Raw genomic sequence first — 23,697 nt, 5'->3', positions numbered from 1 at the left:
CACCATCGTTCATCGCTCACCACCCAGGCGCATCGGTTTAATACCTTTGCTGGTTACCCACGAACAGCCTGACTCACCTGTTAAATTTGTTATTAATCGGCAGCTTAAAGCCAGTGCGGTTAAAGAGGTGCCAGTCTGTATTTGCTATCCTTGGAAAACGAATTCTTGGGTTACCCTTTTTGGAGCAATAATGAGCGATATTATTAATCTGTTCACCAGCCATAAAAGTGAGCGCAGCTTTGCCGATAAACCTGTTGACGATGCCATCCTTGATCGCATTATCAGCACCGCCTATCGCGCCCCTACCTCCGTTAACTCACAACAGGTTTCACTGGTCGTTACGCGGGATGCCGCTCAACGTCAGGCCATTTCAGAGATTGCCGGTGGACAGCCCTGGATTGCCAAAGCGCCCGTGTTTATCACCGTCGTTCTCGATATGCATAAATCCCGGGTCGCCATGGCGGCTGTGGGCAAAGAGCAGGTTGCTCAGGACAGCATTGAAAGTATTGTTTCTGGCGCGACTGACGTAGGCATTGCACTAGGCAGTATTATGGCCGCTGCGCGGGCGGAAGGTTTAGGCATCGTGCCCATCGGGGGAATTCGCCGCGATCCGGACGCGATGATCGAACTGCTTAATTTGCCGGAATATACTTTCCCTGTCGCGGGCGTCGTTATCGGTTACGTCGACCAGCCTGCTTTCCAGAAGCCGCGCCTGCCTCTGCAGACCTTCCGTCACGAAGAAAGCTATCACACCGAAGGTCTGGAACAGCAGATCGCCGCTTACAATGCCGAAATGGTTCAGCACTGGCAAGCCACCGGGCGAGCAGACGGCGAAAGCTGGAGCGACAGCGTGAGCGGATATTATCAGCACATCTATTTCCCAAAAGTCCTGCCTGCACTGCACAAACAGGGATTTGGTAGCGACAAATAACCGTTATTCGTCCGGGCAATGCCCGGGCGATGTCTTTCCCTCTGGCTCAACTCTCACAGGCTAACCCCTTGCCCCGTTTCGCCCCTCGTGTTTGGCACGATAGAGCGCTTCATCCGCCCGTTTAATTAATCGTTCCGCCCTTTCTGGCCCTTCCCCTGCCACCGTTGTTGCCACGCCGGCACTCAGCGTGACGCACCCGGTTTCCAGCCCTGTCGAGCTGTGCGGTATCGCTAACTTCCTGACGGCCTCAACCACGCTTGAGGCTATTTTTAACGCATCCGCGGCGCAGGTGTCGGCTAACACGATGGCAAATTCTTCTCCGCCATAGCGTGCGGCGATATCGATGCGGCGCTGGGCAAACGTCTTCAGTAAGCGTCCTACTTGTTGTAAACAGGCGTCACCCGCGACATGGCCGTAGGTATCGTTGTAGCGTTTGAAATAATCGATATCGAAAAGGATTAATGATACCGGCCCACCGCTACTGCGGCCGTGCAGCAGGCTTTTTATCAGAAAGTGGTCAAAGTACCGGCGGTTAGCCAGCCCCGTGAGCCCATCGCCGTTTGCCAGATTCTCCAGTGAATGGTTCGCTTCGGTCAGTTCATCCCTGAGATGGGTTAATTCAATTTGATAGCGTAAGCTACGTTTGGCTTCATGCCGTATCAACATCCACAGCAGAATGATCGCCATCAGAAGCACCATGCTTAATACTACGCCCTGAACCCGGCTTTCGGCCCAGCTAATCAAAAGCCCCTCTTTGTCAAATCCTGCAGCGACAACCAAGGGGTAACGGCTAGAACTGGCGAAACCAAAAATGCGGGTTACGCCGTCAACCTTCGCTTTCCACTGGCCGCTGCCGCGTTCGGCATTGGCTAACAGCTGGTGAAAAAGCGGGCTGGAGGAGAGATTTTTACCGATGTAGCTGTTCGACAAAGGACGAGCATAGAGCACGGTGCTGTCTGCCAGCATCAGCGCCAGTAAGTCCTTGGGACCAATAACAAAATAATCGTAGTAGTGACGAAAGTAATCGATGCTCACCGTGGCAAGGAGTACACCACGGAATCCCTGGTAGTTATCACTGACGCGCAGCGAAACAGGAATAACGTAGCGGCCCGAACTGCGGCTTCGTAATGCAGGCCCCACGTGCAGGCTGTTGCGTGGATTGTTGCGATGATAGCTGAAATACTCCCGGTCGGCGTTATTTCCTGAAAACGACTGCATTAACGAACTGGCGACCCATCTCCCCTGCGCATCGTAATAGAAAATACCCTCCAGCTGCGGCAGGCGGCTCTGTAACGTCCGCATGATGTCGTTGAGGGTTGAGACATCTCCGCCCGTCTCTGCCTGAGACTCGATTTCACGCTGGACTTCACGCAGCGACAGTTCCGTTTGCAGAAAGGTATCTTCGGCCTGACGGGCCTGAGCCAAAGAAAGATCAATGGCGCGTTCTTCAGTGATACGAACCGTTCTTTGCCAGTCCTGGTAAAGCGTCCAGACATTGATCACAATAACGCCAATCGTCAATAAACTTCCCGCCAGGGTAATGCTTCTGAGCAGTGGTGAAAGGCGCATCATCGCCGCATCTTTTTTTCGACGTAATTCCATGCTGGTTAACCCTTCTCTCGCCACGGGATAATGCAACATATCAGAAACAACGTGTTATCAATAACATCCTGACAGGCCATTTATATCTGCTGTTTTCAGTTTAGATTAAGACAGGAACGCCAGCCTCGCCTTGCGCCTGTTCAGAGTACAGGCAGCAGGCTCTGATAGCAGGCTGATGGTGCCAGCCTCACCGGTCGGGCGTATCGGGGAACTCGCAGATGTCGAGGCTGCGCTCCACGTCATCCATGACATGGAGAAGGAGAGGTTAACGTCGGCGGCGCCACCACCAAAACAGCAGCAGTCCGATCGTCAGCACAACTACTGCCAACCCTGCGCGGGCTATCGGTAAAAGCAGTGACGGCTCGCCGCCCTGACGCAGTGATTTCACCCGTTCCGGGGTTATGCGCACGGCACTGTTGCCTATATCCTGCATGACATAATTCGTGACGTCGGCAATTTGCGTATTATCCAGCGTATGGGCAAAACCAATCATGCCCTGACCGTTTGCGGGCCAGACACCTTCAAGCACGGCCATGGCAACGTTATCGGCCGTAGGCTTTTCCAGGATAGGATGTTTACTCAGGGCAGGTAAACCATTCAGGCCCTGTCCCTCAAGGTTATGGCAGGCGGCACAGTTGTTGCGGTATACGCGCTCGCCATCCGTTAAATCGGACAGCATGTCTGGCGTATCATCTCCGGTCACCGGCGTGAGTCCGCTAGCCGGTTCCTGAACATCTGAATCCGCGTCAGCCTCGCCTTCTTCCTGATCGGCGGCAGGCATCAGGTAGGTTGCTATGGCCGCCCGATCTTCCGGCGTCATACGCGAAAAGCTCTTGTCTATCGCTTCAAGCATCGGCCCCGCCGCCGTCGCACCGTTATCGGCGTGACCGCTCGCCAGATAAGCTGCCAGCGATTCCCGTGACCACTGATCGTCACTCTGTAAGGTATTGGCGGTGATGTCAGGCGCAAACCACGTCCCTAAAGAGGCGCCCTGTAACGATTTGCTCTGCTGCTCAGCCATTAAAAAATTGCGCGGCGTATGGCAGGTGCTGCAGTGCGTTAGCCCTTCGACCAGGTAAGCCCCCCTGTTCCATTCCGCGGACTGGCTGGGATCGGGCTTGAAGGGTTTTGTGTCCAGGAAGAGGAAATTCCACGCCGCCATACTTAAGCGAAGATTAAACGGAAACGGCAAATCGGTTTTTTCTGGCTGGCTATCGACCGCTTTCACACCATGCATAAAGTAAGCATAAAGCGCAGACACATCGCTATCACTCACTTTGGCATAGGCGGTGTAAGGCATAGCCGGATACAAATGACTGCCATCGGCACGAATGCCCCTGCGTAGCGCATCGGCAAACTGTTTTTCAGTGTAGTGACCAATACCGGCTGTTTTCGAGGGCGTGATATTGGTGCTAAAAATAATGCCTAAAGGGCTACCGATGGCATGGCCGCCGCTGAACGGCGCTTTGCCTTCCTCTGTGTGGCAGGCCGCACAATCCCCAGCCACAGCAAGATATTCCCCTCGTTTTATGAGGTCAGTCTGGCTTTCCGCCCACGCGCTACTCTGAGTTGCAGTCAGCATTAGCAGCGTAGCGGGCAGCAATCGGCTCAATCGCTTACCCATGCTGTGTCTCCTGCAAAATCTTATCAGCGGTACGCAGCGCAAGCGCCATGGCGGTGAGCGTGACATTACAGGTGCCGACCGTTGGCATCACGCCAGTACCGACCATAAACAGGTTTTCATGATCGTGCGCCCGTCCCCAGACATCGGTTACGCTGGTTGCCGGATCGAGTCCCATCGACAACGTACCGATGATATGTTGACGGTTCGAAAATTTACCGCTTTTGCTGTGTCGGATATTGGTCGCACCCAGTTTTGCTGCTATCGCATCGTAGCACTCTCGCGTTTTTTCCGTGCCCTTCTGCACATAGTCATCCACATCCCAGAACAGCGCAGGCGTGGGTAATCCTAATGCATCTTTATTGCTGCTCAGGGTCACGCGGTTATCGGGATTGGGGAGCTGTTCCAGCGCATTTTTAATGCTCAGTCGGCGGGCCGCACGAAAACGAACCTGCTCCTGGAGTTTTTTACCAAAGTATCCCTCTTCCAGCACTTCCTTCGTCACCGCTGCCACCTGTGATGCATTGGAGATATCCAGACGGAATGGCGCATGTTCGCGGCGGAATTCGCCGTCTCTGAACTGCCCTATTGAACAGGGACTGACAGGTCCGCGTCCGGGCCAAATCTCTTCATCCACGTCGAAGGTGACGCCAATGGCGGGATGGTCGCAGAGATTACGACCAACATTGTCACGGGCATTGCCAATCCCGTGCGGAAATTTATCGCTGGTCGACATCAGTAAAAGCTTTGGCGTTTCAATCGCATTGGCCGCCAGAACAAATGTCTGTGCCGTAATGCGATGGCTGGTTTTATTCCAGTCATAATAGTGGGCGGCAACAATTCTACCCTGCGCGTCATGCTCAAGCTTATACACGACCGCCTCGGTGATCACCTGAACGCCTGTGTCCTCAGCCTGCTGAGCGGCCAGACCGCCGTGATACTGAGCATCAATCGGACACACCGGCATACAGTTGTTGTTACCGCAGCAGGCCGGGCGACCATCGTAACTGCGACTGTTGCGTCCCGTGCTGTCGTCCAGCACGGTGAAGTCGGGTGCCAGTCTGGCCGTGACGCGTTGCTGAAGCCATGAAGCCGGCACGCGCGTCATCGGAAACGGTTTACTGCGTGGCGAGCCGTTATCAGGCGAACCGCCGACGCCGGCAATGACCTCTGCCTCATAGTAATAGGGCTCCAAATCCTGATAGCCGATCGGCCAGTCTTTGCCCACGCCATAAAGGGTATGCTGCTGAAAATCATTTGGCACAAAGCGCCACAGCTGAGCAGCCCAGTGCCAGCTGGTGCCGCCAAAAATACGGATGTATTGCGCATTAAACGCCTGCGGACCGAGCTGTTGCAGATAATCATTAGGCTCAGGCGTATAGCGTGGCTGAGGTGCCATGGGAGAAAAGGGATAAGGTGACATAAAGTCAGACTTAAAGGCGGAACTGCGAAAGCGCTCGACCAGCTCATCGCGCCCAATTTTCGGCCCGGACTCAAGTAATACAACGGATTTACCCGCTTTGGCCAGTCGGGTAGCCAGCAAAGCGCCATTTACGCCCGCGCCTATCACAACGACATCCGCCGACTCATTCTTCTTCATTGATGACATTACTCATAAAAAGGATCACGGTTGACTCGCCCAGCTGCCGCAGACGCCATAGGAGAAGCTCGGCGGTACCAGTTTGTCATTCACAATTTGATTCGCGAGCGTGTTAATGTAGGTGATGTAGCGTGCATTTTTGCCTTTGCCCACAACCCCGGTGTACCAGCCGCTCAGGATAGTGCCCGCCAGCTTCGCGCTACCTGCGTCACTCTCAGCAAACGGCAGGCGTTCCTGTTGCAACAGATCGGGCTGATGGGTCAGCAGGTTACTCAAACGCAAAAGCGCAGAGGAGAAATTCTTTTGGGTCTGACTCAACGTGTCATACAGCGCAGCACCCACGGTTTCGTTAAGTTCATCCTGCTGGGTAAGCTGCTGAGAAACTTGCATAAAGATATCCAGCTCATCTGTCTGGGCATCGGGCTGGGCGGCGTTGAGGCGAGCAAGAGGGAGCAGATGTCCGGCAGCGCTGGTTACAGCAACCAGACCGACCATCTTCAGCACGCGTCGGCGTGAATAGTGATTCATCATATATTCCAGTAAAAGCCACCTGTCGCTGGCAGCAAATCAGCCTGCGTAATACGGATTATTATGCTGGCAGCGCGCATAATATTTGGGCCAGGATTCACAGCAATTCCCTGCCGCGTTCGCACCTGAAGCCGCTGGTTAAGCGCCAATTCAACAGCATAATGGTTGGTGAGTCTGCCATCTGCCGCTTTCAGTCTGCGGGATCATGAACGTCTCTTTCTCAATGATCCACTGGTAATTAACTAAATGTTAACAATCCGCTGAGGATAAACCAGATAGTTGCTTGGGTTATAAATATATTAAATCGATATTAAACAAATTTGATACAAAGCGGAACTGAGAGCACGCTGGCCCATGTGGCATTTTCAGGCTATGGAGGGCGATCGTTGTCTTTGAAGCGGAGTGAAGTAAACTGCCATTCTGCAGCGGCACACGTTCTCAAGCAAACGGAGTTGATCATGCCCCCATTACGTTTACTGTTATCAGAATCGAACGATCCCTGGTTTAACCTGGCGGTAGAAGAGTGTATTTTTCGCCAGATGCCGGCTAACCAGCGCGTACTGTTTTTGTGGCGTAATGCGGAAACGGTGGTCATTGGTCGGGCGCAGAACCCGTGGAAAGAGTGCAATACACGTCGTATGGCAGAGGACGGTATTAAGCTGGCGCGACGCAGCAGTGGAGGCGGCGCGGTGTTTCACGATCTGGGCAACTGCTGCTTTACCTTTATGGCGGGCAAGCCAGGTTACGATAAAAGTGTCTCAACCGCTATCATCCTGCAGGCACTGGCAACGCTGGGCGTCAATGCGCAGGCTTCAGGACGAAACGATCTGGTGATCGACACCGGTGACGGCGTGCGCAAAATATCCGGCTCTGCTTATCGCGAAACGCCCGACCGTGGCTTTCATCACGGCACAGTTCTAATTAATGCCGATCTGTCGCGCCTGGCTGATTATCTCAATCCCGACGTGAAAAAGTTACAGGCAAAAGGCATCGCCTCCGTGCGAGCACGCGTGACAAACCTGCAAACGCTGGTGCCCAATATCAGCTACGAACGCCTTTGCCATGCCATCACGGAAGCCTGTTTTGAACACTTTGCCACTCGCTGTGAACCCGATGTTATTTCTCCTGATAACCTGCCGGATCTGCCGGGCTTTGAACAACAGTTTGCCCGTCAAAGCAGTTGGGCGTGGAATTTTGGCCAGGCGCCAGACTTTTCGCATCTTCTGGATCATCGCTTTGTATGGGGCGGCGTGGAGATACATTTTGATGTTGAACGGGGCGCCATTAGCCGCTGTCAGATATTTAGCGACAGCCTGAACCCTGCGCCACTGGAGGTGCTGGCCTCCCGCTTACAGGGTGCAGCCTATCAGCCTGACGTTATGGCTCAGCATGTAGAAACGTTGAAAACGGACTATCCGCTGCAGCAGCACGAACTGAATGAGCTTGCACAATGGCTGGTGACAAGTCTCCGCTGACAGTCCGGTGAGCGAGGTAGCGTTTGCCCGGCTCAGCAGCAGAAATGGGCCGCGTCAGACGATTGCCTGCGGCTGCCCAGGTTCAACTTAGCTTCCCGTATTGACGCGTTTGCCGATATCTTTCAGTTGCGAATATTTTTCAAGCAATCGCGGTCCATCATCCAGGCTCATGGCAAACATCCACAGATAGGTCATGACCGAATAGATGTGCCCTGCGTCACCCATCCCTTTACGGGTCATGGACAGGATGGTAAAGGCAAACAGCAGCGCCGCTGCTGTACCTATCGTTATAAAACCTAACGCCTCGCGATCGGATAGCCCTATGCGTAATCGCGCCAGTACGCCGTAGTGTTTCGCCAGAGCGGGTGCCTGGGCAACGGTGACCAGGCTAACCTCTTTTTCAAGCCGGTTATTCAGACGGCCAAACAGCGCTTCGTTCTTGCGCGAGAAGCCCGGCAGAAAGCAGGCAAGTATCAACAAAATGATCAGACAGCCCACGCCCGTCCAGAACTCAATTACCAGAAGCATAATGGCTGCGCCGCTAATCGATGCCAGAGAGGTGATCAGCGTTGGCAGATGCAGCTCAAAAAAATCGACAAACTCACGTGACAATGTCACGCGAGCGGCGATAGTGGAAGCATTTTGCTTCTCGTGACGTTGTGCCACGATAACCGGCACGGCCAGTTCGGCATAAATACGGGCGAAGGTGCGGGTATCAACGCTGCGTCTTGCGGCGCCTATTGCCCACATTGCAAAGACCATGACCGCATAAAGCACAGCATGAAGCGCCTGCCCGGTGACAATGGCGTTAATGGCGAACCCGGCTAACAGCGGATAAAGCAGGTAGGTAACGTTTTCCGCCACCACTAACAGCAGGGTAAGAAAGAGCTTTTTACTGTGACGACGTCCCAGCATCTTGAGGGTGGCAATGGCATTTTGCGGCGCCGTCTCCGGCGTTATTGTTTTGTGAGAACACATGATTTTCTTTTGGTAAACGGTTAAAATTGAGCGGTCGCTCAATAGCCAGCGCATCGTATTTGAGCGATTGCTCAAAGTCAATCCAGGAGTCATAATGAAAGCATCAACGGCAACATCTGGAGAAACACGCAAAGAGACGATTATTGCGGGCGCCATCGCGCTGTTTATCGAGAAGGGAATTGAAAAAACCACGACACGTGACTTAACGGAATCGCTGGGTATTTCACGCAGCCATATTTATCACTACTTTCCTGACTGGCACACGCTCACCCTGACTGCGCTGGAGCACTTTATGCAGCGCGAGTTGGATGATTTCACCCTTGAGCTGGCCGCGCTGGATCCTGTGCAGCAACTACACTCTATGATTGAAGGCCACATTCCTGACACATCAGATTCAGTCTGGCGGCTTTATGCTTCCTTCTGGCAAATGGCCAGCCATAATGCCGATTACGCTGAACTGGCCGACAAGATTATCGCCGGTTGGGATGCGTTGCTCTGCAAGATTATTCGCGCGGGCGTTGAACAAGGGTGCTTGCATACGGATGATGTGGCACGCAGCGCACGCCAGCTTAACGCCTTACTCAACGGCTACGCCGATCTGCTGAGTATTACGTCTTCACCCGCGCGAATTGAGCAGGCGTTGGCCGACATTCACCACTTTGTGCAATTTATGCGTTAACGGAGCGGGAAGTCAGTAAAGCGCCGTTTTCTTCTTTATTGCCATTAATTAAATGTTAAATAGAAGTTATACGAATGATGTGCATTACGCTTTAAATGTGTCATTCAAATGGCGCGCGCTTTACATTTTGTGGCTTGATTAATCACAAATTTTATCGCTTATTCGCGCAGAAATGCTTGCTAACACACTTTATTTTTCTCGCCCAGACTGATGCCGAAATGCGATAAGCAGGTGTTTTTTGGCGCTTTATTGTTTACAGGTTTTGATAAAAGTGGCTGCCCTGGCCGTTAATTTGGGTCTAAGTCGCTGGTTTATAAAGTAAATACATTAACAAATCCTCATAAAATTAATCATTGAGTCCTGTGATAAAAACCAATATATTGGCCGCGTTTTTAACACTAGCTCTAAATTTTATTCACTTATCCAACTGCAGCGTGATGCCACGCCCGGTTGTAGGAGAGATATGATGACGGATAAAGTCCGTATTGATAGTTTGAATGCGAATACATTAAACGGTAACAATGAGTCTTATCTGGCCCGCCAGGCCGAGTTTGAATCAAATGTTCGAAGTTATCCGCGTAAATTACCATTAGCGATTGCGAAAGCTAATGGTGTCTGGATCACAGACGTCGAGAACAAACAGTATCTTGACTGTCTTGCCGGTGCCGGAACGCTTGCGTTAGGTCATAATCACCCTGACGTACTGCAAAGCATCCAAAATGTCATTACCAGCGGCTTGCCGTTACATACTCTGGATCTGACCACGCCACTCAAAGATGCGTTTTCAGAATACCTGCTCTCCCTGTTACCGGGTCAGGGCAAAGAATACTGCCTGCAATTCACCGGTCCTTCCGGCGCGGATGCCGTTGAAGCCGCTATCAAGCTGGCGAAGAAACATACTGGCCGTTCAGGGGTGATCAGCTTCTCCGGGGGTTATCACGGCATGACGCACGGTGCGCTTTCTGTCACCGGTAACCTGTCACCGAAAGAAGCCGTTAACGGCATGATGCCTGAAGTGCAGTTTATGCCTTATCCGCACCTGTACCGTTGCCCGCTGGGCATTGGTGGTGACGCGGGCGTAAAAGCGCTGACCTACTACTTCGAAAACCTGATCAACGACGTTGAAAGTGGTGTGCGCAAACCTGCGGCCGTGATCCTCGAAGCAGTTCAGGGTGAAGGCGGCGTGAACCCTGCCCCGGCTGAATGGCTGCAGCGCATCCGTAAAGTTACCCAGGAACACGGTATTCTGCTGATTCTGGATGAAGTTCAGGCAGGTTTTGCCCGCACTGGTAAATTCTTTGCGTTCGAGCATGCCGGTATTGAGCCCGATATCATTGTAATGTCAAAAGCCGTCGGCGGCGGTTTGCCGCTTGCCGTGCTGGGGATCAAAAAGCAGTTTGATGCCTGGTCACCTGGCCACCACACCGGGACATTCCGTGGCAACCAACTGGCCATGGCAACCGGCCTGACCACGCTGAAGCTGCTGAAAGAAAACAACATCGCTGGCAGCGTCGCTGAAAAAGGTGAGTGGCTGAAAGGCAAACTTGCCGAACTGCAGAAACGTTATCCTGCCATCGGTAACGTTCGCGGTCTTGGCCTGATGATCGGTATTGAAATGGTCAAGCCGAACGAAGCGCAGGATCATATGGGCTGCTACCCGGCCGATGGCGATTTATCGGCTCTGGTTCAGAAGAAATGCTTTGAAAACGGTCTGATCCTTGAGCGCGGGGGACGTCACGGTTGCGTATTGCGTCTGCTGCCTTCCCTGTTGATCAATCATGACGAAATGCAGGTTTTCCTGGATAAGTTCGAAAGCGCCCTGCTTGCCGCTGGCGTCGAAGCAGTTTGAGTGGAGTAAATTCGATGTCACGGTCAAATCCGATTCTGGCGTCCTCAGTGCAAAGCACTGAGGCTTACCAGCAGGCTATCGCACAAAGCAGTGCGGCAGTGGTTAAGTGGCTGGAACAGCCTGAAATGTATCAGGGTAAAACAGTTGCTGAACTGCGCGAACGTATCCAATTGGACTTTAATCCCGAGGGCCTGGGCAACCAGGCCGCCATTGAGCGCGCGATTGAGTATTTCCTGAAAGACAGTCTGTCGGTCCATCACCCACAGTGTGTGGCGCATTTGCACTGCCCGAGTCTGGTCATTAGCCAGGCTGCCGAGGTGCTGATTAACGCGACGAACCAGAGTATGGATTCCTGGGATCAGGCGCCTTCTGCCACCCTGATTGAAATGAAGCTGATTGAATGGCTGCGTTCACAGGTGGGTTATCAGGCAGGCGATGCCGGTGTGTTCACCAGCGGCGGCACCCAGAGCAATCTGATGGGGCTGATGCTGGCGCGTGATGCCTTCTTTGCCCGTCAGGGCCATTCTGTTCAGCAGGACGGACTAATCGGCGATCTCAGAAAGATCAAAGTCTTTTGTTCAGAGAATGCCCACTTCTCCGTGCAGAAGAACATGGCGCTCCTCGGCCTGGGCTACCAGTCCGTGACGTTAGTGAAATGCGATGAGTTTGCACGCATGGACATAACCGATCTGGCTGACAAACTGGCACAGGCGAAAGCCAATAATGAACAGGTGCTGGCCATTGTCGCGACAGCAGGCACCACCGACGCCGGTGCTATCGATCCGCTGCGTGATATCGTCAAACTGGCCGCAGAGCAGAAAATCTGGGTGCACGTTGACGCGGCCTGGGGCGGTGCATTGCTGCTGTCAGAGAAGTATCGTCATTATCTGGACGGGCTGGACCTGGTGGATTCCGTTACGCTGGACTTCCACAAACAGTTTTTCCAGACCATCAGCTGCGGTGCTTTTCTGTTAAAAGAAGCCCGTCACTATGAGCTGATGCGCTATCAGGCGGCATACCTGAACTCTGAGTTTGATGAAGCACAGGGCGTGCCGAATCTGGTTTCGAAATCGTTGCAGACCACCCGTCGTTTTGATGCGCTGAAACTGTGGATGGGGCTGGAAGCCCTCGGTCAGAAGCAGTACGCCGCCATTATAGACCATGGCGTAACGCTGGCTCAGCAGGTGGCGCAGTTTGTTGAGCAGCACGACGCGCTGGAACTGGTTATGAAACCTCAACTGGCGAGCGTCCTGTTCCGTTATCGTCCACAACAGATGGCGGAGTGGAGCGATGCCGACGTTGCGCTGTTCAATCAGCGTATTGGCGATGCTCTGCTGGAATCAGGTCGCGCCAACGTTGGCGTGACCGAGCATAACGGCGTTACCTGTCTGAAAATGACGTTGTTAAATCCAACCGTGACGCTGGAAGATATTACCGTCCTGCTGGCACTGCTTGAGAAAACAGCCCAGTCATTACGCTAAGTGCTTCATCATGCCGGTGACATTGTCACCGGCATAGCGCTTTTATTTCCCATGCTGCTGGCGCATGAGTCCGCTGCACCCTCCCTCTGAATGCCTCCCTGCCCCTTTAATCAACAGGTTATCATCTGTTTGGACGTCACGGCGTTGATGGACTTGCCGTTTGCAGGTCTCTGAAGGGCGAAGAAAAAGCGCAGCACCTATGGGATATCGCGCAGCACCGGTGTGATCATCTCCGTGGCCGAAAACAGCGAGAACGGCTGACGCAGAAACGTTATCGTCCTTCTGTTGATAACCGGAGGATCACAATGACCTATCAAATCTCAGGCCTGAAAGCCGATGCTTTCACTCACCTTTACGGACAGAACGAGCGCTATTTAAAACAACATGGCGTAATGAGGCTGAAAGTAGAAAACGCTCCTGGCTATCCCGACAGAATTTCACTGCGTGATATCCCGGCGGGTGAAACCGCGCTGCTGATTAATCATCTCTATCAACCGGCCCGAACGCCTTATTATGGTTCTCATGCGATCTACCTCTGGGAGCACTGTACCCAACAGGGCATTTACATTAATGCATTACCCCCGGTCATGACGCACCGGCTTCTTTCGTTACGGGGCTTTGATGCGCAAGATTTACTGATCCAGGCAGACGTCTGTGAAGGAAAAGCAGCAGACGAAATGATAACGCACTTTTTTAGCCACCCGACGGTGCGCTATATCCAGGTCCATAACGCCAGGCAGGGATGTTATTCCTGCCGGGTAGATCGTTGTGAGTAACGGGCCTGGCAGTGACCGGGGGAAGGCGAAAGGTGCGCTTCGTCTGTTTTGTTCCCGAAGTCGGTGAGGCGCAGAGAGTGAAATGATACAGCGCGCTCAAATGGCCCAAGAATGCGTGCAGCAGATTTTCAGAACAGACAGCGAATATGTTCAGTCAGCGCTTGCACCCTGAGGCACCATACTGCAGGATCGGTTTTTTACCGCATTTATCGGAAAGACTATGACCGTTCACGCCTCTAAAGATCCCCTGCATGGCGTTACGCTTGAAATGCAGGTCAACAGCCTTGTCGCACAGTATGGCTGGCCTGAACTGAGTAAGCGCATCAATATTAACTGTTTTAAAAACGACCCCAGCGTGAAGTCCAGCCTGAAGTTTTTACGCCGTACGCCGTGGGCGCGGGCAGAAGTGGAAGCGCTCTATCTGGCTTCGCTGAGTGAATCTCAGCCGGATTCTGCGCCCCCAGCCAGTGATGATCCCTGGGCTAACTGGCGCGAAGATAAAACCTGAAAACGTGTTAACGCCCTTCTAAACAAAAAAAAAGCCCGCGTCACAGATGGCGCGGGCTTAGTTTCGTTCAGATGACTGTATTACAGCGCCATATCGTGCTTCGCCGAGACTGGGGCTTTTTCGCTGTTAGCAGCGGGCGCTTCAGTTGGCTGATTGCCCATCTGAATAACCGGCGGCTTGGTCAGCTGCAGCGTTGCTGCCGTTTCATCCCAGACCTGCTGCGTGAGCGCAGGGTTGTCGTTCAGTTTCTGGCCGTAAGCAGGAACGATTTTACGGATTTTTTCCTGCCATTCTGCTGACTTGAATTGTTCAGGGAACAGTTTCTGCATCACATTGATTGCGATAGGTGCAGCCGTGGATGCGCCAGGCGATGCACCCAGCAATGCGGCAACGGTTTTCTGCTGATCGGTCACAATTTCCGTACCCAGTTTCAGCACGCCGCCTTTATCCGCATCCTTTTTGATGATCTGCACGCGCTGACCGGCCTGAATCAGTTTCCAGTCTTCTTTCTTCGCTTCAGGATAGTACTCTTTCAGCGCGGCAAAACGGTCATCATCGCTCAACATAACCTGACCGATCAGGTATTTGACCAGGTCAAAGTTATCCATGCCTACGTGGGTCATCGGCATAAAGTTGTGCGTGGTCGTTGTGCTCAGTAAATCAAACAACGAACCATTTTTCAGGAACTTGGTTGAGAACGTTGCGAAAGGTCCAAACAGCACGACACGCTTACCATCAAGGTAACGGGTATCCAGATGCGGAACCGACATCGGTGGCGCACCCACGGAAGCCTGACCATACACTTTTGCCAGATGGCGATCGGCAATGGCGCTATTCTCTGTCACCAGGAAGGATCCCCCTACCGGGAAACCTGCGTAATTGTCGGCTTCCGGAATACCGGTTTTTTGCAGCAGTTTAAGCGCACCGCCACCTGCACCGATAAAGACGTATTTCGCGTCTACGGTACGTTCGCCGCCATTTTTGGCGTCTTTAATGGTAACGTGCCAGGAATTATCACTGTTACGTTTAAAATCGGTCACTTCCGAAGAGGTTTCCAGGCGGAAATTATCGTTCTTCTTCAGGCTGCCAATTAACTGACGGGTGATTTCACCATAGTTAACGTCGGTTCCTACTGGCGTCCAGGTAGCAGCCACTTTTTGTTGTGGATCGCGACCTTCCATAACCAGCGGCGCCCACTGCGCGATCTGCTTGTGATCGGTTGAGAACTTCATGCCCTGGAACAGCACAGTTTTCTGCAGTGCGGCATAGCGTTTCGTCAGATAATCAACGTTATCGCCCCAGACAAAGCTCATGTGCGGCGTTGAGTTAATGAACGAACGCGGATTATTTAACACGCCGTCTTTAACCTGAGAGCTCCAGAACTGACGAGAAATCATGAAGGCTTCGTTGATTTCCAGCGCTTTGGTCACGTCAATAGAACCGTCTGCACGCTCTGGCGTGTAGTTCAGTTCCATGTTGGCTGAGTGGCCGGTACCGGCGTTGTTCCAGCCGTTAGAAGATTCCAGCGCTACGCCATCAAGTTTCTCAACCATGATCTGTTTCCAGCCCGGTTGCAGCTCTTCCAGCAGGGTGCCCAGAGAGGCGCTCATGATACCGCCGCCAATCAGCAGAACATCTGTTTTTTCTGGTGAATTTTCAGCGTGGGTCACTGAAGAAACGAGTAACGCTGCAAGCGACAGTGCAGGTACAAATTTAGTTAATTTAATCATTAGGGATCTACGATTTCGTGGAGAACTAGTTAAAAAAAGTTCCGAAACTTTAAAATATTGTTATTTCGTAGTTAATATGAAAATAGTTAAAAAATTAAAAGACAGGGTTTTGCAGTTAATTTAGTTACAAAAGATTAACTTTGTTATCGATATATTTTAACCACACAATAAAGGGGCGTTTCGAAATATACAATGCCCTAACACAAATATTCTCTGTGCGACGAATAAACGGAAATGGCGGCGCCTGACCGGAAAGTGGGGTTATTTACTGCGACAAACGTGCATTAACATGCACGGAACAGGATGAGGCGGTTGACGAAAAAGTATGGGCAGTACACGCAACCTGATGTCCCTGCACGATACGCCTTCAGGGACACGGATTAGTGGCGAATCAGCGCCAGTTCGTCTTCACTCAGGCCGGTCATCTTCATAACCGTCTCACGGTCAAGACCGCTTTGAAGCATAGTGCGGGCGATTTTCAGCGTCGCTTCGCGCTCTCCCTCTGAGCGGCCTTCTTCGCGACCCAGTTGGATGCCTTTTTCCATGCCTTTTTCCATGCCTTTTTGTTCGAGCTGCTGCGCAATGGTCATCAGTGCGTCTCCGTGTTGTGGCACGCGATGTGCCAGTTCTCTTACCAATGCTTCGGCGTCGGCGGTTTCTCCCGCCTGCACGATATAGTGTATCAGCGATACGACCTGTGATGAAGAAAGATAGCCCGCCAGTAAGACCGGGACAAGCTTATCAACCAACTCCGCTAAATCGCGCTGGTGGATATGTTTCTGAAGCAGGGTTAACGCGGCCATACTGCGGTGCTCTGCAATCTCCTCGTCAGGAATAATCGTGACATCCACCAGCGGAAAAGCCGTGCTATAGAGCCGGTTGGCCAGCGCAGGATCGGTAAATTCATCCAGCCAGCGCGTGGAATAAGGATAAGGACGACGTTTCCCGGTATAGAACAAGACAGGGATGACCAGCGGCAATTTTTTATGGCCGGCTTCAAGGTGGCGCTGCATCGCCGCCACGGCATAACGCAGCAGCCTGAATGCCATGTGCTTATCCGGTGAGGACTGATGTTCGATCAGGACGTGAACATAGCCGTCATCGCCTTGTGCGGTTTTCAGGCTGTACAACACGTCGCTGAAATATTGTCGTAGATCATCTTCAACGAAAGATCCGGATTCGAGTTTTAACGTGCTGAGATCGCACACGGCCCGTAATTCCGCAGGCAGGTGCAATTCCATAAAATCACGCGCAATCTCTGGCTGCGTAAGAAACTGGCGGAAGGTGGCATCGTGAGGCGTGGGTGTACTGTTTTTTTTCTTCATCTGTCCTGACTCTGCAAGCGCAACTTGGCGTAATGCTTACCGGCGCGAAAACGAATATGTCGATTCACACATACATTTTGTCCAGCACTCTCTGATTTACCTGCCATGCAGTCAGTATGATTTACAGGCGTTGTCCGTCATCATGCCAGATATCCACGGTTAAAAGCACGCTAACCTGCTTAATTTACTGGATTTCAGGCGCAAACTGTACTGGTGCCACGACTTCGCGTATGTTGCAACGCGTACCTCAACACATCTGATGCTGACTATGAATGACTCCCGGCCACAACGATCGTTAAAGAAGCGCCCAATGAAGCTCAGCACCCTGTCGTCATTGATGATGGCGGCCGTGCTGATGACCGTAATATTAAGCGTCCATCTGCTTTATTACATCCAGATCGATAACTTCACCCGTTCGCATTTGAAAGATAAAGCGATGGCAGTGGCGCGCACTCTGGCCGACAGCCCGGAGATTCAGCAGGCCCTGACGCGGCCAGACGGAAGCACCATCATTCAACCGATCGCGCAGGCAACGCGAAAACGTAACGATTTGCTGTTTGTCGTCGTCACCGACATGCGCGGTATTCGCTTCTCTCACCCGAACCCTGAAGTGGTTAATCAGCACTTTGTCGGGAACGATATTAAACCGGCGTTACGCGGCAGGGAGAATGTCGCGGTGAATCATGGCGTACTGGTTGAGGCGCTCAGGGTATTTACGCCCGTTTTCAATCAGGCGCATCAGCAAATTGGCGTGGTGGCCATTGGGATCTCGGTGAATGATGTCGCGGCGCAAATTGCGAAAAGCCGCTGGAATATTCTCTGGACCGTGCTGTTTGGCGGGCTGGTTGGCATGCTCGGCATATTAATCTTAGTGAAACGCTTAAAGCACATTTTACTGGGATTAGAGCCGTATGAGATTTCCAGCTTGTTTGAAGAGCGTCAGGCTATTCTCGATTCGATTAAAGAAGGTGTGATTGCGGTTGACGATCAATCCCGCGTCAGCCTGATTAATCAGGCTGCGCAGCAGCTGTTAAAAGAAACCACCCGCGAAGCGTTTCTGAGCGGTGACCGCGTGCCGGAAAATGCACAGATGCTGACGCATTTACGCGATGCATTGCACGAAGGCAAAGCCTCTTATGACGAAGAGCTCAACGTACGTGGCAAAATACTGATCAGTAACACCGTGCCGGTGCGCAGTCGTGACAGTATTATTGGGGCAGTGAGCACATTCAGGGATAAAACAGAAATCAGCCAGCTAATGCAGCGTCTCGACGGCATGGTAAACTATGTCGATGCACTGCGGGAGCGATCCCATGAATTCATGAACAAGCTGCATGTGATTCTTGGTCTGCTGCACATGAAAAACTATGCGCAGATGGAAGAGTACATCCTTAAAACGGCCAATAACTATCAAACGGAAATAGGTTCGCTGCTACAGAAGATTAAGTCGCCTGTTATTGCAGGCTTCCTGTTGAGCAAAATTAACCGCGTAACAGATGAAGGCCACCAGCTGATCCTGAGCGAAGCCAGCTATCTGCCCGACAAAGGCAGTGAACAGCAAATCGCAGCACTTATCACGGTACTGGGCAATCTGATTGAAAACGCGCTGGAAGCGCTTGATCCGGAGATGGAAGGGGAAATCCATGTCATGCTGCATTATCAAAACGGCTGGCTGTCGTGCGAGGTCAGTGACGATGGCCCCGGTATTCCTGCCGATCAGCTCGCCGCCATTTTCGAACGCGGCGTCTCTACCAAAGGTGAAGATCGTGGCGTTGGACTGTTTTTACTCAAGCAACAAACGGAAAGTCTGGGCGGTAACGTCAGCGTGGAATCAGAACCGGGCGTTTATACCCAGTTTCTGGTTCAGCTTCCGTGGGAAAGAGGGAATATTAGCGAATGATCAATGTGTTAGTCGTAGACGATGATGCCATGGTGGCCGAACTGAACCGATGCTATATCGGGCAGATTGACGGTTTTACCTGCTGTGGTACCGCGTCCACCTTACAGCAAGCCAAAGAGCGCCTGTTGCAGACAGATCCGCCCGTTGATCTTATTTTGCTGGATATCTATATGCAGCAGGAAAACGGACTGGACCTGTTGCCAGAGCTGCGCAGTGCGGGGCGTCCGGTTGACGTCATTATCATCTCATCCGCTGCCGATGCGGCGACCATTAAAACGTCGCTGAACTACGGCGTTGTGGATTATCTGATAAAACCCTTTCAGTTTTCCCGCTTTGAAGAAGCGCTGACCGGATGGCGTCAGAAAAAACGGCTGATGGATAATCATCAGTTTTACCAGCAGGCCGATGTGGATCAACTGCTGCATGGTAATCAGGCCAATGCCAGCGAGACAAAACGCCTGCCAAAAGGGCTGACGCCGCAGACATTACGTACGCTGTGTTTGTGGATTGATGCGCACCCCGGTACCGAGTTTTCTACCGATGAGCTGGCCACTGAGGTGAATATTTCTCGCGTATCGTGCCGTAAATACCTGATTTGGCTGGCGCAGAGCAATATTTTGTTTACCAGTATTCACTACGGCGTCACGGGACGTCCGGTGTATCGCTATCGTCTGCAGCCGGAGTACCACACGCTTTTACGCCAGTACTGTCAATGACGGAGCTGAAAGCGGTTATCCAGTAAGGTGAAGTGAAAGTGACGTTGTGACGAGCAAATGACCTGCTTGTCGCGCGTCACGAAGACAGCCTCAATATCAGGATGGCTTTTCAGATACGCAATGCCCTTCTCAACGCCCATGCCATAAATCAGCGTGGTATAAATATCACCGTCGATCGACTGGTCGGAAATAATGGTCACGCTATACAGCTCATTATCCAGCGGATAGCCGGTATGTCTGTCAAGAATATGGTGATAACAGACGCCATCCTGTTCGAAGTAACGTTCGTACATCCCGGACGTCACAACGGATTTGTTCACAACATGAATGACCCCAATCAGGGCATCCTGGGCCGCAAAAGGGGTTTTCAGACCGATTGCCCATCCCTGCTGCGGCGCATCACGAGGTGCGCCTAACGTTTGCACGTTGCCGCCAAGGTTAATCAACGCGCTATCGACGCCCTGCTGCTGCAAAAAGGCCTGCACCCGATCGGCAATGTAGCCTTTGGCGATGGCACCCAGATCAATTTCCATCCCCGTTTTGTTCAGAAACACCGAACGCGTGTCCGCATCAAGCTGGACATTTTCAGGACAGGTTAAGGGCAACGTTGCCAGTATTGTCTCCCGCGCAGGTACGCAGTCACCCTGAAAGCCAATTTTCCAGCATTTCACCAGCGGGCCAATCGTGAGATTAAAACTGCTGTCTGGTAACAGACTGACGTTAAGTGCGCGCTGAATTAAATCAAAGACGGGTTGACTGACGCTCACGGGATGCTGACCGGCAGCATGGTTAATCGCCATCACTTCGGAGTGCGTCCGGTTAACCGTCAGCAGATTTTCGTACTGTTTGATTAATCTGAAAGCCTGTGCCGCAAGCTTTTCGTCGTGCTCGAATAGCTTAAGCAGAATGGGCGATCCCATCAGGACGGCGGAATAAGCACAGACTTGCGACTCGGTTTGCATAAGCGACACCGCTCTGGGAGGGAATAAAACCGGCACCTGCATGCGGGCAGATGCCGGCGGTGACGACTAGCGTTTGGCTAACGCCGCAGCGTTGGCACCTGCCAGAATACCAAAGATGATGATGTCCGCAACCGCGTTACCACCGATACGGTTTGCACCGTGGATCCCGCCGACAACTTCACCGCACGCCCAGGCACCGTGGATTGGCTGTTTATGGCTGTCGAGCACGGCTGTGGTGGTATCAATGGTGACGCCACCCATTGTGTGGTGAACACCGGGCGCGATGCGGATCGCATGGAAAGGGCCCTCGTTCAACGGATGACGCAGCGCGGTCTGACGATCGAAGTCCGCGTCTTTCTGCTTTATCACAAAGCCGTTATAGCGATGCAGCGTTTCTTCCAGCGTCCGGTGTTCCATATTCAGTTTCACCGCCAGCTCGCCTACGGTTGGCGCGCTGATGACAAATCCTTTGGCAATATACTCATCGGCCGCTTTGTTATTCATACGAACCTGCTCATCGAAGACAATCCAGGCGCTTTTCTCCGGCAGTGCAATAATCTGCGCAGAAACTTTATCGCGGGTTTCCATCTCATTACAGAAGCGCTGTCCCGCCTGGCTGACCAGAATGGCCCCACCGCCACGAATAGACTCTGACACCAGATAGGATGTGGTTTGCTCAACCGTTGGGTGAATCTGAATCTCGCCCATATCCACAGTATCCGCACCAATTTTTTGCAGCATCGCAATGCCTGCGCCAGTGGCCCCTTTATGGTTGGTGGTGACAAAGCCATCCAGCTCAGGGCGGTATTTCACCACCATTTCCCGGTTGGCGCTGAAGCCACCTGTTGCGACGATGACGCTTTTCGCATTGAGAATACGGCTGTCGTTGTATTCATCCACCACTTTGACACCGCTGACCGCGCCGTTGTCGAACAAAATTTCCTCTACGGCGGTTTCAAGCAGGACGTCAATATTACGGTTATTGATATTTTTCACTAACCCACTGATCAGGAAGCCGCCAACGGCCGAACGGTCGGCAGGACGGTGCGTACGATCAATGCTCATGCCGCCGGTGATGGTGATGTCATTCAGTTCGATACCGTGATCGGCCAGCCAGTCAATGGCTTCAGGCGCCAAATCAACGAACTCGCGCAGCAGGGTCGGGTTGTTTTTGTACTTACCGCCCTTGAGCGTTTCCTCATAAAACAGTTCTTTGCTGTCTTCGATACCTTTCAGTTTCTGAAAACGCGTCTCGGCGGCGTTCATCCCTACGGATGCTTTGATCGTGTTACCGCCGATAGTGGGCATTTTCTCAATGACAACCACTTTGGCACCTTCATCATGCGCCTGAATGGCCGCGGCCAGACCGGCACCGCCGCTTCCCACGACCACCACATCATACTGTTGCGGTGCATTGGGATTACCGCCCTCTTCAATCACATGGGCTTTATTTGAAGTGGTCATTGCACGCGATACTGCTTTTTTCAGGGCCTCACTCTGCGTGGTCGCGCCGGTGATAGCATCAACGTGTGGGCTGTTAGCCACCAGAATACGATTACGCAGGCTTTCGAAGGTGGTAGTGAAGTCAACGTCCAGCGTGTCGTCCGGTACCAGCGAGATATCTGTAATACGGTCGGTATCTAGCGTGACGTTGATCTTCAGCTTAAGCGCTTCGGCCTCAACTTTTTCCTGATAAACACCGGCTTTGTATTTGCGTCCCGACTCACTCATATCGCGAATCATGGCGTCAACCAGCGAGAAACGCCACAGCGGTTCAGGGATCAATAACGCTTCACGCTGGTTACTGTCGATGTAAAGTTCAAGATGCTCATTATTGATAATGCGATCTGTCCAGTCGGGATAAGCGATGCAGGCTTTACCAATCGCAACCAGGTCATAGCCTTTTTCCAGCGCTTTTTCCGCATCTTCTTTGTTTACCACACCGCCAACGCCAATGACCGGCACTTTCGCCAGCGTTGGGGACCGCATGTTAACAAACTTCTCAATCAGCGGGGTTGGATCGGTGGTATCAACGATAGAGGGGCGCATAAGCTGCCCAACAGAAAAGTGGACATAATCGAGCCCGCGTGCCGCCAGCTTTTCCAGTAGGTACAGGGTGTCATCGAAACGGATGCCCGGGACTTCAAGTTCTTCAGGGGAAAAACGATAGCCGATGATGAACCCGTTATGTGCAAATCGCGCGGCCATTTTATGGGTAATTTCGAGGACTTCCAGCGGAAAGCGGGCACGGTTATCGCGACTGCCGCCCCATTTGTCATCGCGTTGATTGGAATTGGGTGAGTAAAATTGCTGTATCAGATAGGTGTTTGCGCCATGAATTTCAACGCCATCAAATCCGGCTTTAATGGCGCGGTTAACGGCGTCACCAAATTTAGTGATCATGGTATCCACTTCTTCTGCCGTTAGCGCGCGCGGCGTCGTGGCACCCTCACGAGGTGCGGCAATGGCGCTTGGGGCGACAGGGGTTTTCCCCCCTATCAGCTCAGGCTCAACCATGCGGCCGCCGTGATAGATCTGCAAAATCGCTGTCGAACCTTCCTGCTTGATGGCGTCAGCAATTCGCTTTAGGCCCGGAATTTTGTTGTCGCTGTCGATGGCTATAGCCCCTGGAAACGCGGGACCTTTTGGATCGATAAAACAGCATTCAACAATGACCGTTCCGATGCTGCCAGCACGGGCACGATAATATTCAACCAGTTCACTGGTGACCGTTCCGTCATAAAAACCGGTGCAGGTTGTCATGGGTGCCATGATCAGGCGATTTTTTAAAACTGCGCCACGCGGCAACGTAATGGGATTGAGAATGGGGGTGAGTGTATTCATTGCGATTAACTCCAAAAATTCAAAACTCGGGAATTCTGTGCGGACGCTTTTTTTATTAATAAATAAGTGGTCCGATGTCATAACGCTAATATACCAATTATTTTAGTTTCATAAGTTTTAATTTTAGTTTTTTAACTTTTAAATATTTCAGGTTTACTATTTGATTAAAGCAGGATCGTGATGTATATTTAT

Annotated in this window: 18 protein-coding genes; 9 read left to right on the top strand and 9 right to left on the bottom strand. The window is 52.2% G+C overall.

What is annotated here, in order from left to right; translation table 11 throughout:
* The first annotated feature begins 190 nt into the window (after nt 1-190).
* Complete coding sequence (locus P9J57_RS21425) at nt 191-931, top strand: nitroreductase family protein (RefSeq protein WP_014333215.1); 741 nt, start codon at nt 191-193, stop codon at nt 929-931.
* A gap of 60 nt (nt 932-991) precedes the next feature.
* Here the strand turns inward: P9J57_RS21425 and P9J57_RS21420 are convergent, their stop codons facing one another.
* From P9J57_RS21420 to P9J57_RS21405, 4 genes are all read right to left on the bottom strand, one after another.
* On the bottom strand, nt 992-2,533 hold the full coding sequence (locus P9J57_RS21420) for a sensor domain-containing diguanylate cyclase (RefSeq protein ID WP_014333216.1): 1,542 nt from the start codon (nt 2,531-2,533) through the stop codon (nt 992-994).
* A 265-nt stretch (nt 2,534-2,798) separates the two neighbouring features.
* Nucleotides 2,799-4,157: a c-type cytochrome gene (locus tag P9J57_RS21415; protein ID WP_019105914.1), complete on the bottom strand. Its 1,359-nt coding sequence runs from the start codon at nt 4,155-4,157 to the stop codon at nt 2,799-2,801.
* Nucleotides 4,150-5,754 (bottom strand): GMC family oxidoreductase, encoded by a 1,605-nt coding sequence (locus P9J57_RS21410; protein ID WP_014598283.1) that lies wholly within the window; start codon nt 5,752-5,754, stop codon nt 4,150-4,152. The genes P9J57_RS21415 and P9J57_RS21410 overlap by 8 nt, the downstream gene beginning before the upstream one ends.
* A 24-nt stretch (nt 5,755-5,778) precedes the next feature.
* Nucleotides 5,779-6,282, bottom strand: coding sequence for a sugar dehydrogenase complex small subunit (locus P9J57_RS21405; RefSeq protein WP_014604669.1), 504 nt, complete (start codon nt 6,280-6,282; stop codon nt 5,779-5,781).
* A 458-nt stretch (nt 6,283-6,740) separates the two neighbouring features.
* Between P9J57_RS21405 and lplA the strand changes: the two genes are divergently transcribed.
* Nucleotides 6,741-7,757 (top strand): lipoate--protein ligase, encoded by a 1,017-nt coding sequence (lplA, locus tag P9J57_RS21400; protein WP_104933838.1) that lies wholly within the window; start codon nt 6,741-6,743, stop codon nt 7,755-7,757.
* A gap of 87 nt (nt 7,758-7,844) precedes the next feature.
* On the opposite strand, the gene P9J57_RS21395 is transcribed toward lplA, so the two are convergent.
* Entirely contained in the window at nt 7,845-8,735 is an 891-nt protein-coding gene (locus tag P9J57_RS21395) for an ABC transporter six-transmembrane domain-containing protein (protein ID WP_029569643.1), read from the bottom strand.
* Between the two features lie 94 nt (nt 8,736-8,829).
* On the opposite strand from P9J57_RS21395, the gene P9J57_RS21390 reads away from it, so the two are divergent.
* From P9J57_RS21390 to P9J57_RS21370, 5 genes are all read left to right on the top strand, one after another.
* The gene (locus tag P9J57_RS21390) at nt 8,830-9,414 is read left to right on the top strand and encodes a TetR/AcrR family transcriptional regulator (protein ID WP_014333223.1); all 585 of its coding nucleotides are present in this window, start codon (nt 8,830-8,832) and stop codon (nt 9,412-9,414) included.
* Between the two features lie 466 nt (nt 9,415-9,880).
* The gene (locus P9J57_RS21385) at nt 9,881-11,263 is read left to right on the top strand and encodes a diaminobutyrate--2-oxoglutarate transaminase (RefSeq protein WP_014598279.1); all 1,383 of its coding nucleotides are present in this window, start codon (nt 9,881-9,883) and stop codon (nt 11,261-11,263) included.
* A 14-nt stretch (nt 11,264-11,277) separates the two neighbouring features.
* On the top strand, nt 11,278-12,744 hold the full coding sequence (locus P9J57_RS21380) for a pyridoxal phosphate-dependent decarboxylase family protein (protein WP_072137399.1): 1,467 nt from the start codon (nt 11,278-11,280) through the stop codon (nt 12,742-12,744).
* A 305-nt stretch (nt 12,745-13,049) separates the two neighbouring features.
* The gene (locus P9J57_RS21375; RefSeq protein ID WP_019105907.1) at nt 13,050-13,520 is read left to right on the top strand and encodes a DUF1203 domain-containing protein; all 471 of its coding nucleotides are present in this window, start codon (nt 13,050-13,052) and stop codon (nt 13,518-13,520) included.
* Between the two features lie 220 nt (nt 13,521-13,740).
* Nucleotides 13,741-14,028 carry a VF530 family protein gene (locus P9J57_RS21370; protein WP_014333227.1) on the top strand — a complete coding sequence of 96 codons (288 nt, stop codon included), beginning with the start codon at nt 13,741-13,743 and terminating at the stop codon, nt 14,026-14,028.
* Nucleotides 14,029-14,108: 80 nt separating this feature from the next.
* Here the strand turns inward: P9J57_RS21370 and mqo are convergent, their stop codons facing one another.
* Together mqo and P9J57_RS21360 are read right to left on the bottom strand one after the other, a co-directional pair.
* Nucleotides 14,109-15,758 (bottom strand): malate dehydrogenase (quinone), encoded by a 1,650-nt coding sequence (gene mqo, locus P9J57_RS21365; RefSeq protein WP_483279519.1) that lies wholly within the window; start codon nt 15,756-15,758, stop codon nt 14,109-14,111.
* Nucleotides 15,759-16,138: 380 nt separating this feature from the next.
* Complete coding sequence (locus tag P9J57_RS21360) at nt 16,139-17,083, bottom strand: Rpn family recombination-promoting nuclease/putative transposase (RefSeq protein ID WP_013027946.1); 945 nt, start codon at nt 17,081-17,083, stop codon at nt 16,139-16,141.
* Between the two features lie 268 nt (nt 17,084-17,351).
* On the opposite strand from P9J57_RS21360, the gene P9J57_RS21355 reads away from it, so the two are divergent.
* Entirely contained in the window at nt 17,352-18,983 is a 1,632-nt protein-coding gene (locus P9J57_RS21355; RefSeq protein ID WP_483279518.1) for a sensor histidine kinase, read from the top strand.
* Complete coding sequence (gene dcuR, locus P9J57_RS21350) at nt 18,980-19,699, top strand: two-component system response regulator DcuR (protein ID WP_013027948.1); 720 nt, start codon at nt 18,980-18,982, stop codon at nt 19,697-19,699. Before P9J57_RS21355 ends, dcuR begins: the two co-directional genes overlap by 4 nt.
* Here the strand turns inward: dcuR and P9J57_RS21345 are convergent.
* Complete coding sequence (locus tag P9J57_RS21345) at nt 19,693-20,661, bottom strand: FAD:protein FMN transferase (RefSeq protein WP_483279517.1); 969 nt, start codon at nt 20,659-20,661, stop codon at nt 19,693-19,695. The two genes, dcuR and P9J57_RS21345, sit on opposite strands and share 7 nt — an antisense overlap.
* Before the next feature lie 66 nt (nt 20,662-20,727).
* A complete protein-coding gene (locus P9J57_RS21340; protein WP_207806255.1) occupies nt 20,728-23,505 on the bottom strand; it encodes a flavocytochrome c in 2,778 nt (925 codons plus the stop codon).
* Nucleotides 23,506-23,697: the final 192 nt, after the last annotated feature.

The sequence above is a fragment of the Pantoea sp. nfd-35 genome (genome assembly GCF_056892255.1).
Note: the sequence above shows the minus strand (reverse complement) of the source record. Positions and strands in the feature narration are given on the sequence as shown.

Bases quoted from the DNA above. Each gene is read 5' to 3' on its own strand.
- P9J57_RS21425 (WP_014333215.1), top strand. From the start codon at position 191: ATGAGCGATATTATTAATCTGTTCACCAGCCATAAAAGTGAGCGCAGC.
- P9J57_RS21420 (WP_014333216.1), bottom strand. From the start codon at position 2,533: ATGGAATTACGTCGAAAAAAAGATGCGGCGATGATGCGCCTTTCACCA.
- P9J57_RS21415 (WP_019105914.1), bottom strand. From the start codon at position 4,157: ATGGGTAAGCGATTGAGCCGATTGCTGCCCGCTACGCTGCTAATGCTG.
- P9J57_RS21410 (WP_014598283.1), bottom strand. From the start codon at position 5,754: ATGAAGAAGAATGAGTCGGCGGATGTCGTTGTGATAGGCGCGGGCGTA.
- P9J57_RS21405 (WP_014604669.1), bottom strand. From the start codon at position 6,282: ATGAATCACTATTCACGCCGACGCGTGCTGAAGATGGTCGGTCTGGTT.
- lplA (WP_104933838.1), top strand. From the start codon at position 6,741: ATGCCCCCATTACGTTTACTGTTATCAGAATCGAACGATCCCTGGTTT.
- P9J57_RS21395 (WP_029569643.1), bottom strand. From the start codon at position 8,735: ATGTGTTCTCACAAAACAATAACGCCGGAGACGGCGCCGCAAAATGCC.
- P9J57_RS21390 (WP_014333223.1), top strand. From the start codon at position 8,830: ATGAAAGCATCAACGGCAACATCTGGAGAAACACGCAAAGAGACGATT.
- P9J57_RS21385 (WP_014598279.1), top strand. From the start codon at position 9,881: ATGACGGATAAAGTCCGTATTGATAGTTTGAATGCGAATACATTAAAC.
- P9J57_RS21380 (WP_072137399.1), top strand. From the start codon at position 11,278: ATGTCACGGTCAAATCCGATTCTGGCGTCCTCAGTGCAAAGCACTGAG.
- P9J57_RS21375 (WP_019105907.1), top strand. From the start codon at position 13,050: ATGACCTATCAAATCTCAGGCCTGAAAGCCGATGCTTTCACTCACCTT.
- P9J57_RS21370 (WP_014333227.1), top strand. From the start codon at position 13,741: ATGACCGTTCACGCCTCTAAAGATCCCCTGCATGGCGTTACGCTTGAA.
- mqo (WP_483279519.1), bottom strand. From the start codon at position 15,758: ATGATTAAATTAACTAAATTTGTACCTGCACTGTCGCTTGCAGCGTTA.
- P9J57_RS21360 (WP_013027946.1), bottom strand. From the start codon at position 17,083: ATGAAGAAAAAAAACAGTACACCCACGCCTCACGATGCCACCTTCCGC.
- P9J57_RS21355 (WP_483279518.1), top strand. From the start codon at position 17,352: ATGAATGACTCCCGGCCACAACGATCGTTAAAGAAGCGCCCAATGAAG.
- dcuR (WP_013027948.1), top strand. From the start codon at position 18,980: ATGATCAATGTGTTAGTCGTAGACGATGATGCCATGGTGGCCGAACTG.
- P9J57_RS21345 (WP_483279517.1), bottom strand. From the start codon at position 20,661: ATGCAAACCGAGTCGCAAGTCTGTGCTTATTCCGCCGTCCTGATGGGA.
- P9J57_RS21340 (WP_207806255.1), bottom strand. From the start codon at position 23,505: ATGAATACACTCACCCCCATTCTCAATCCCATTACGTTGCCGCGTGGC.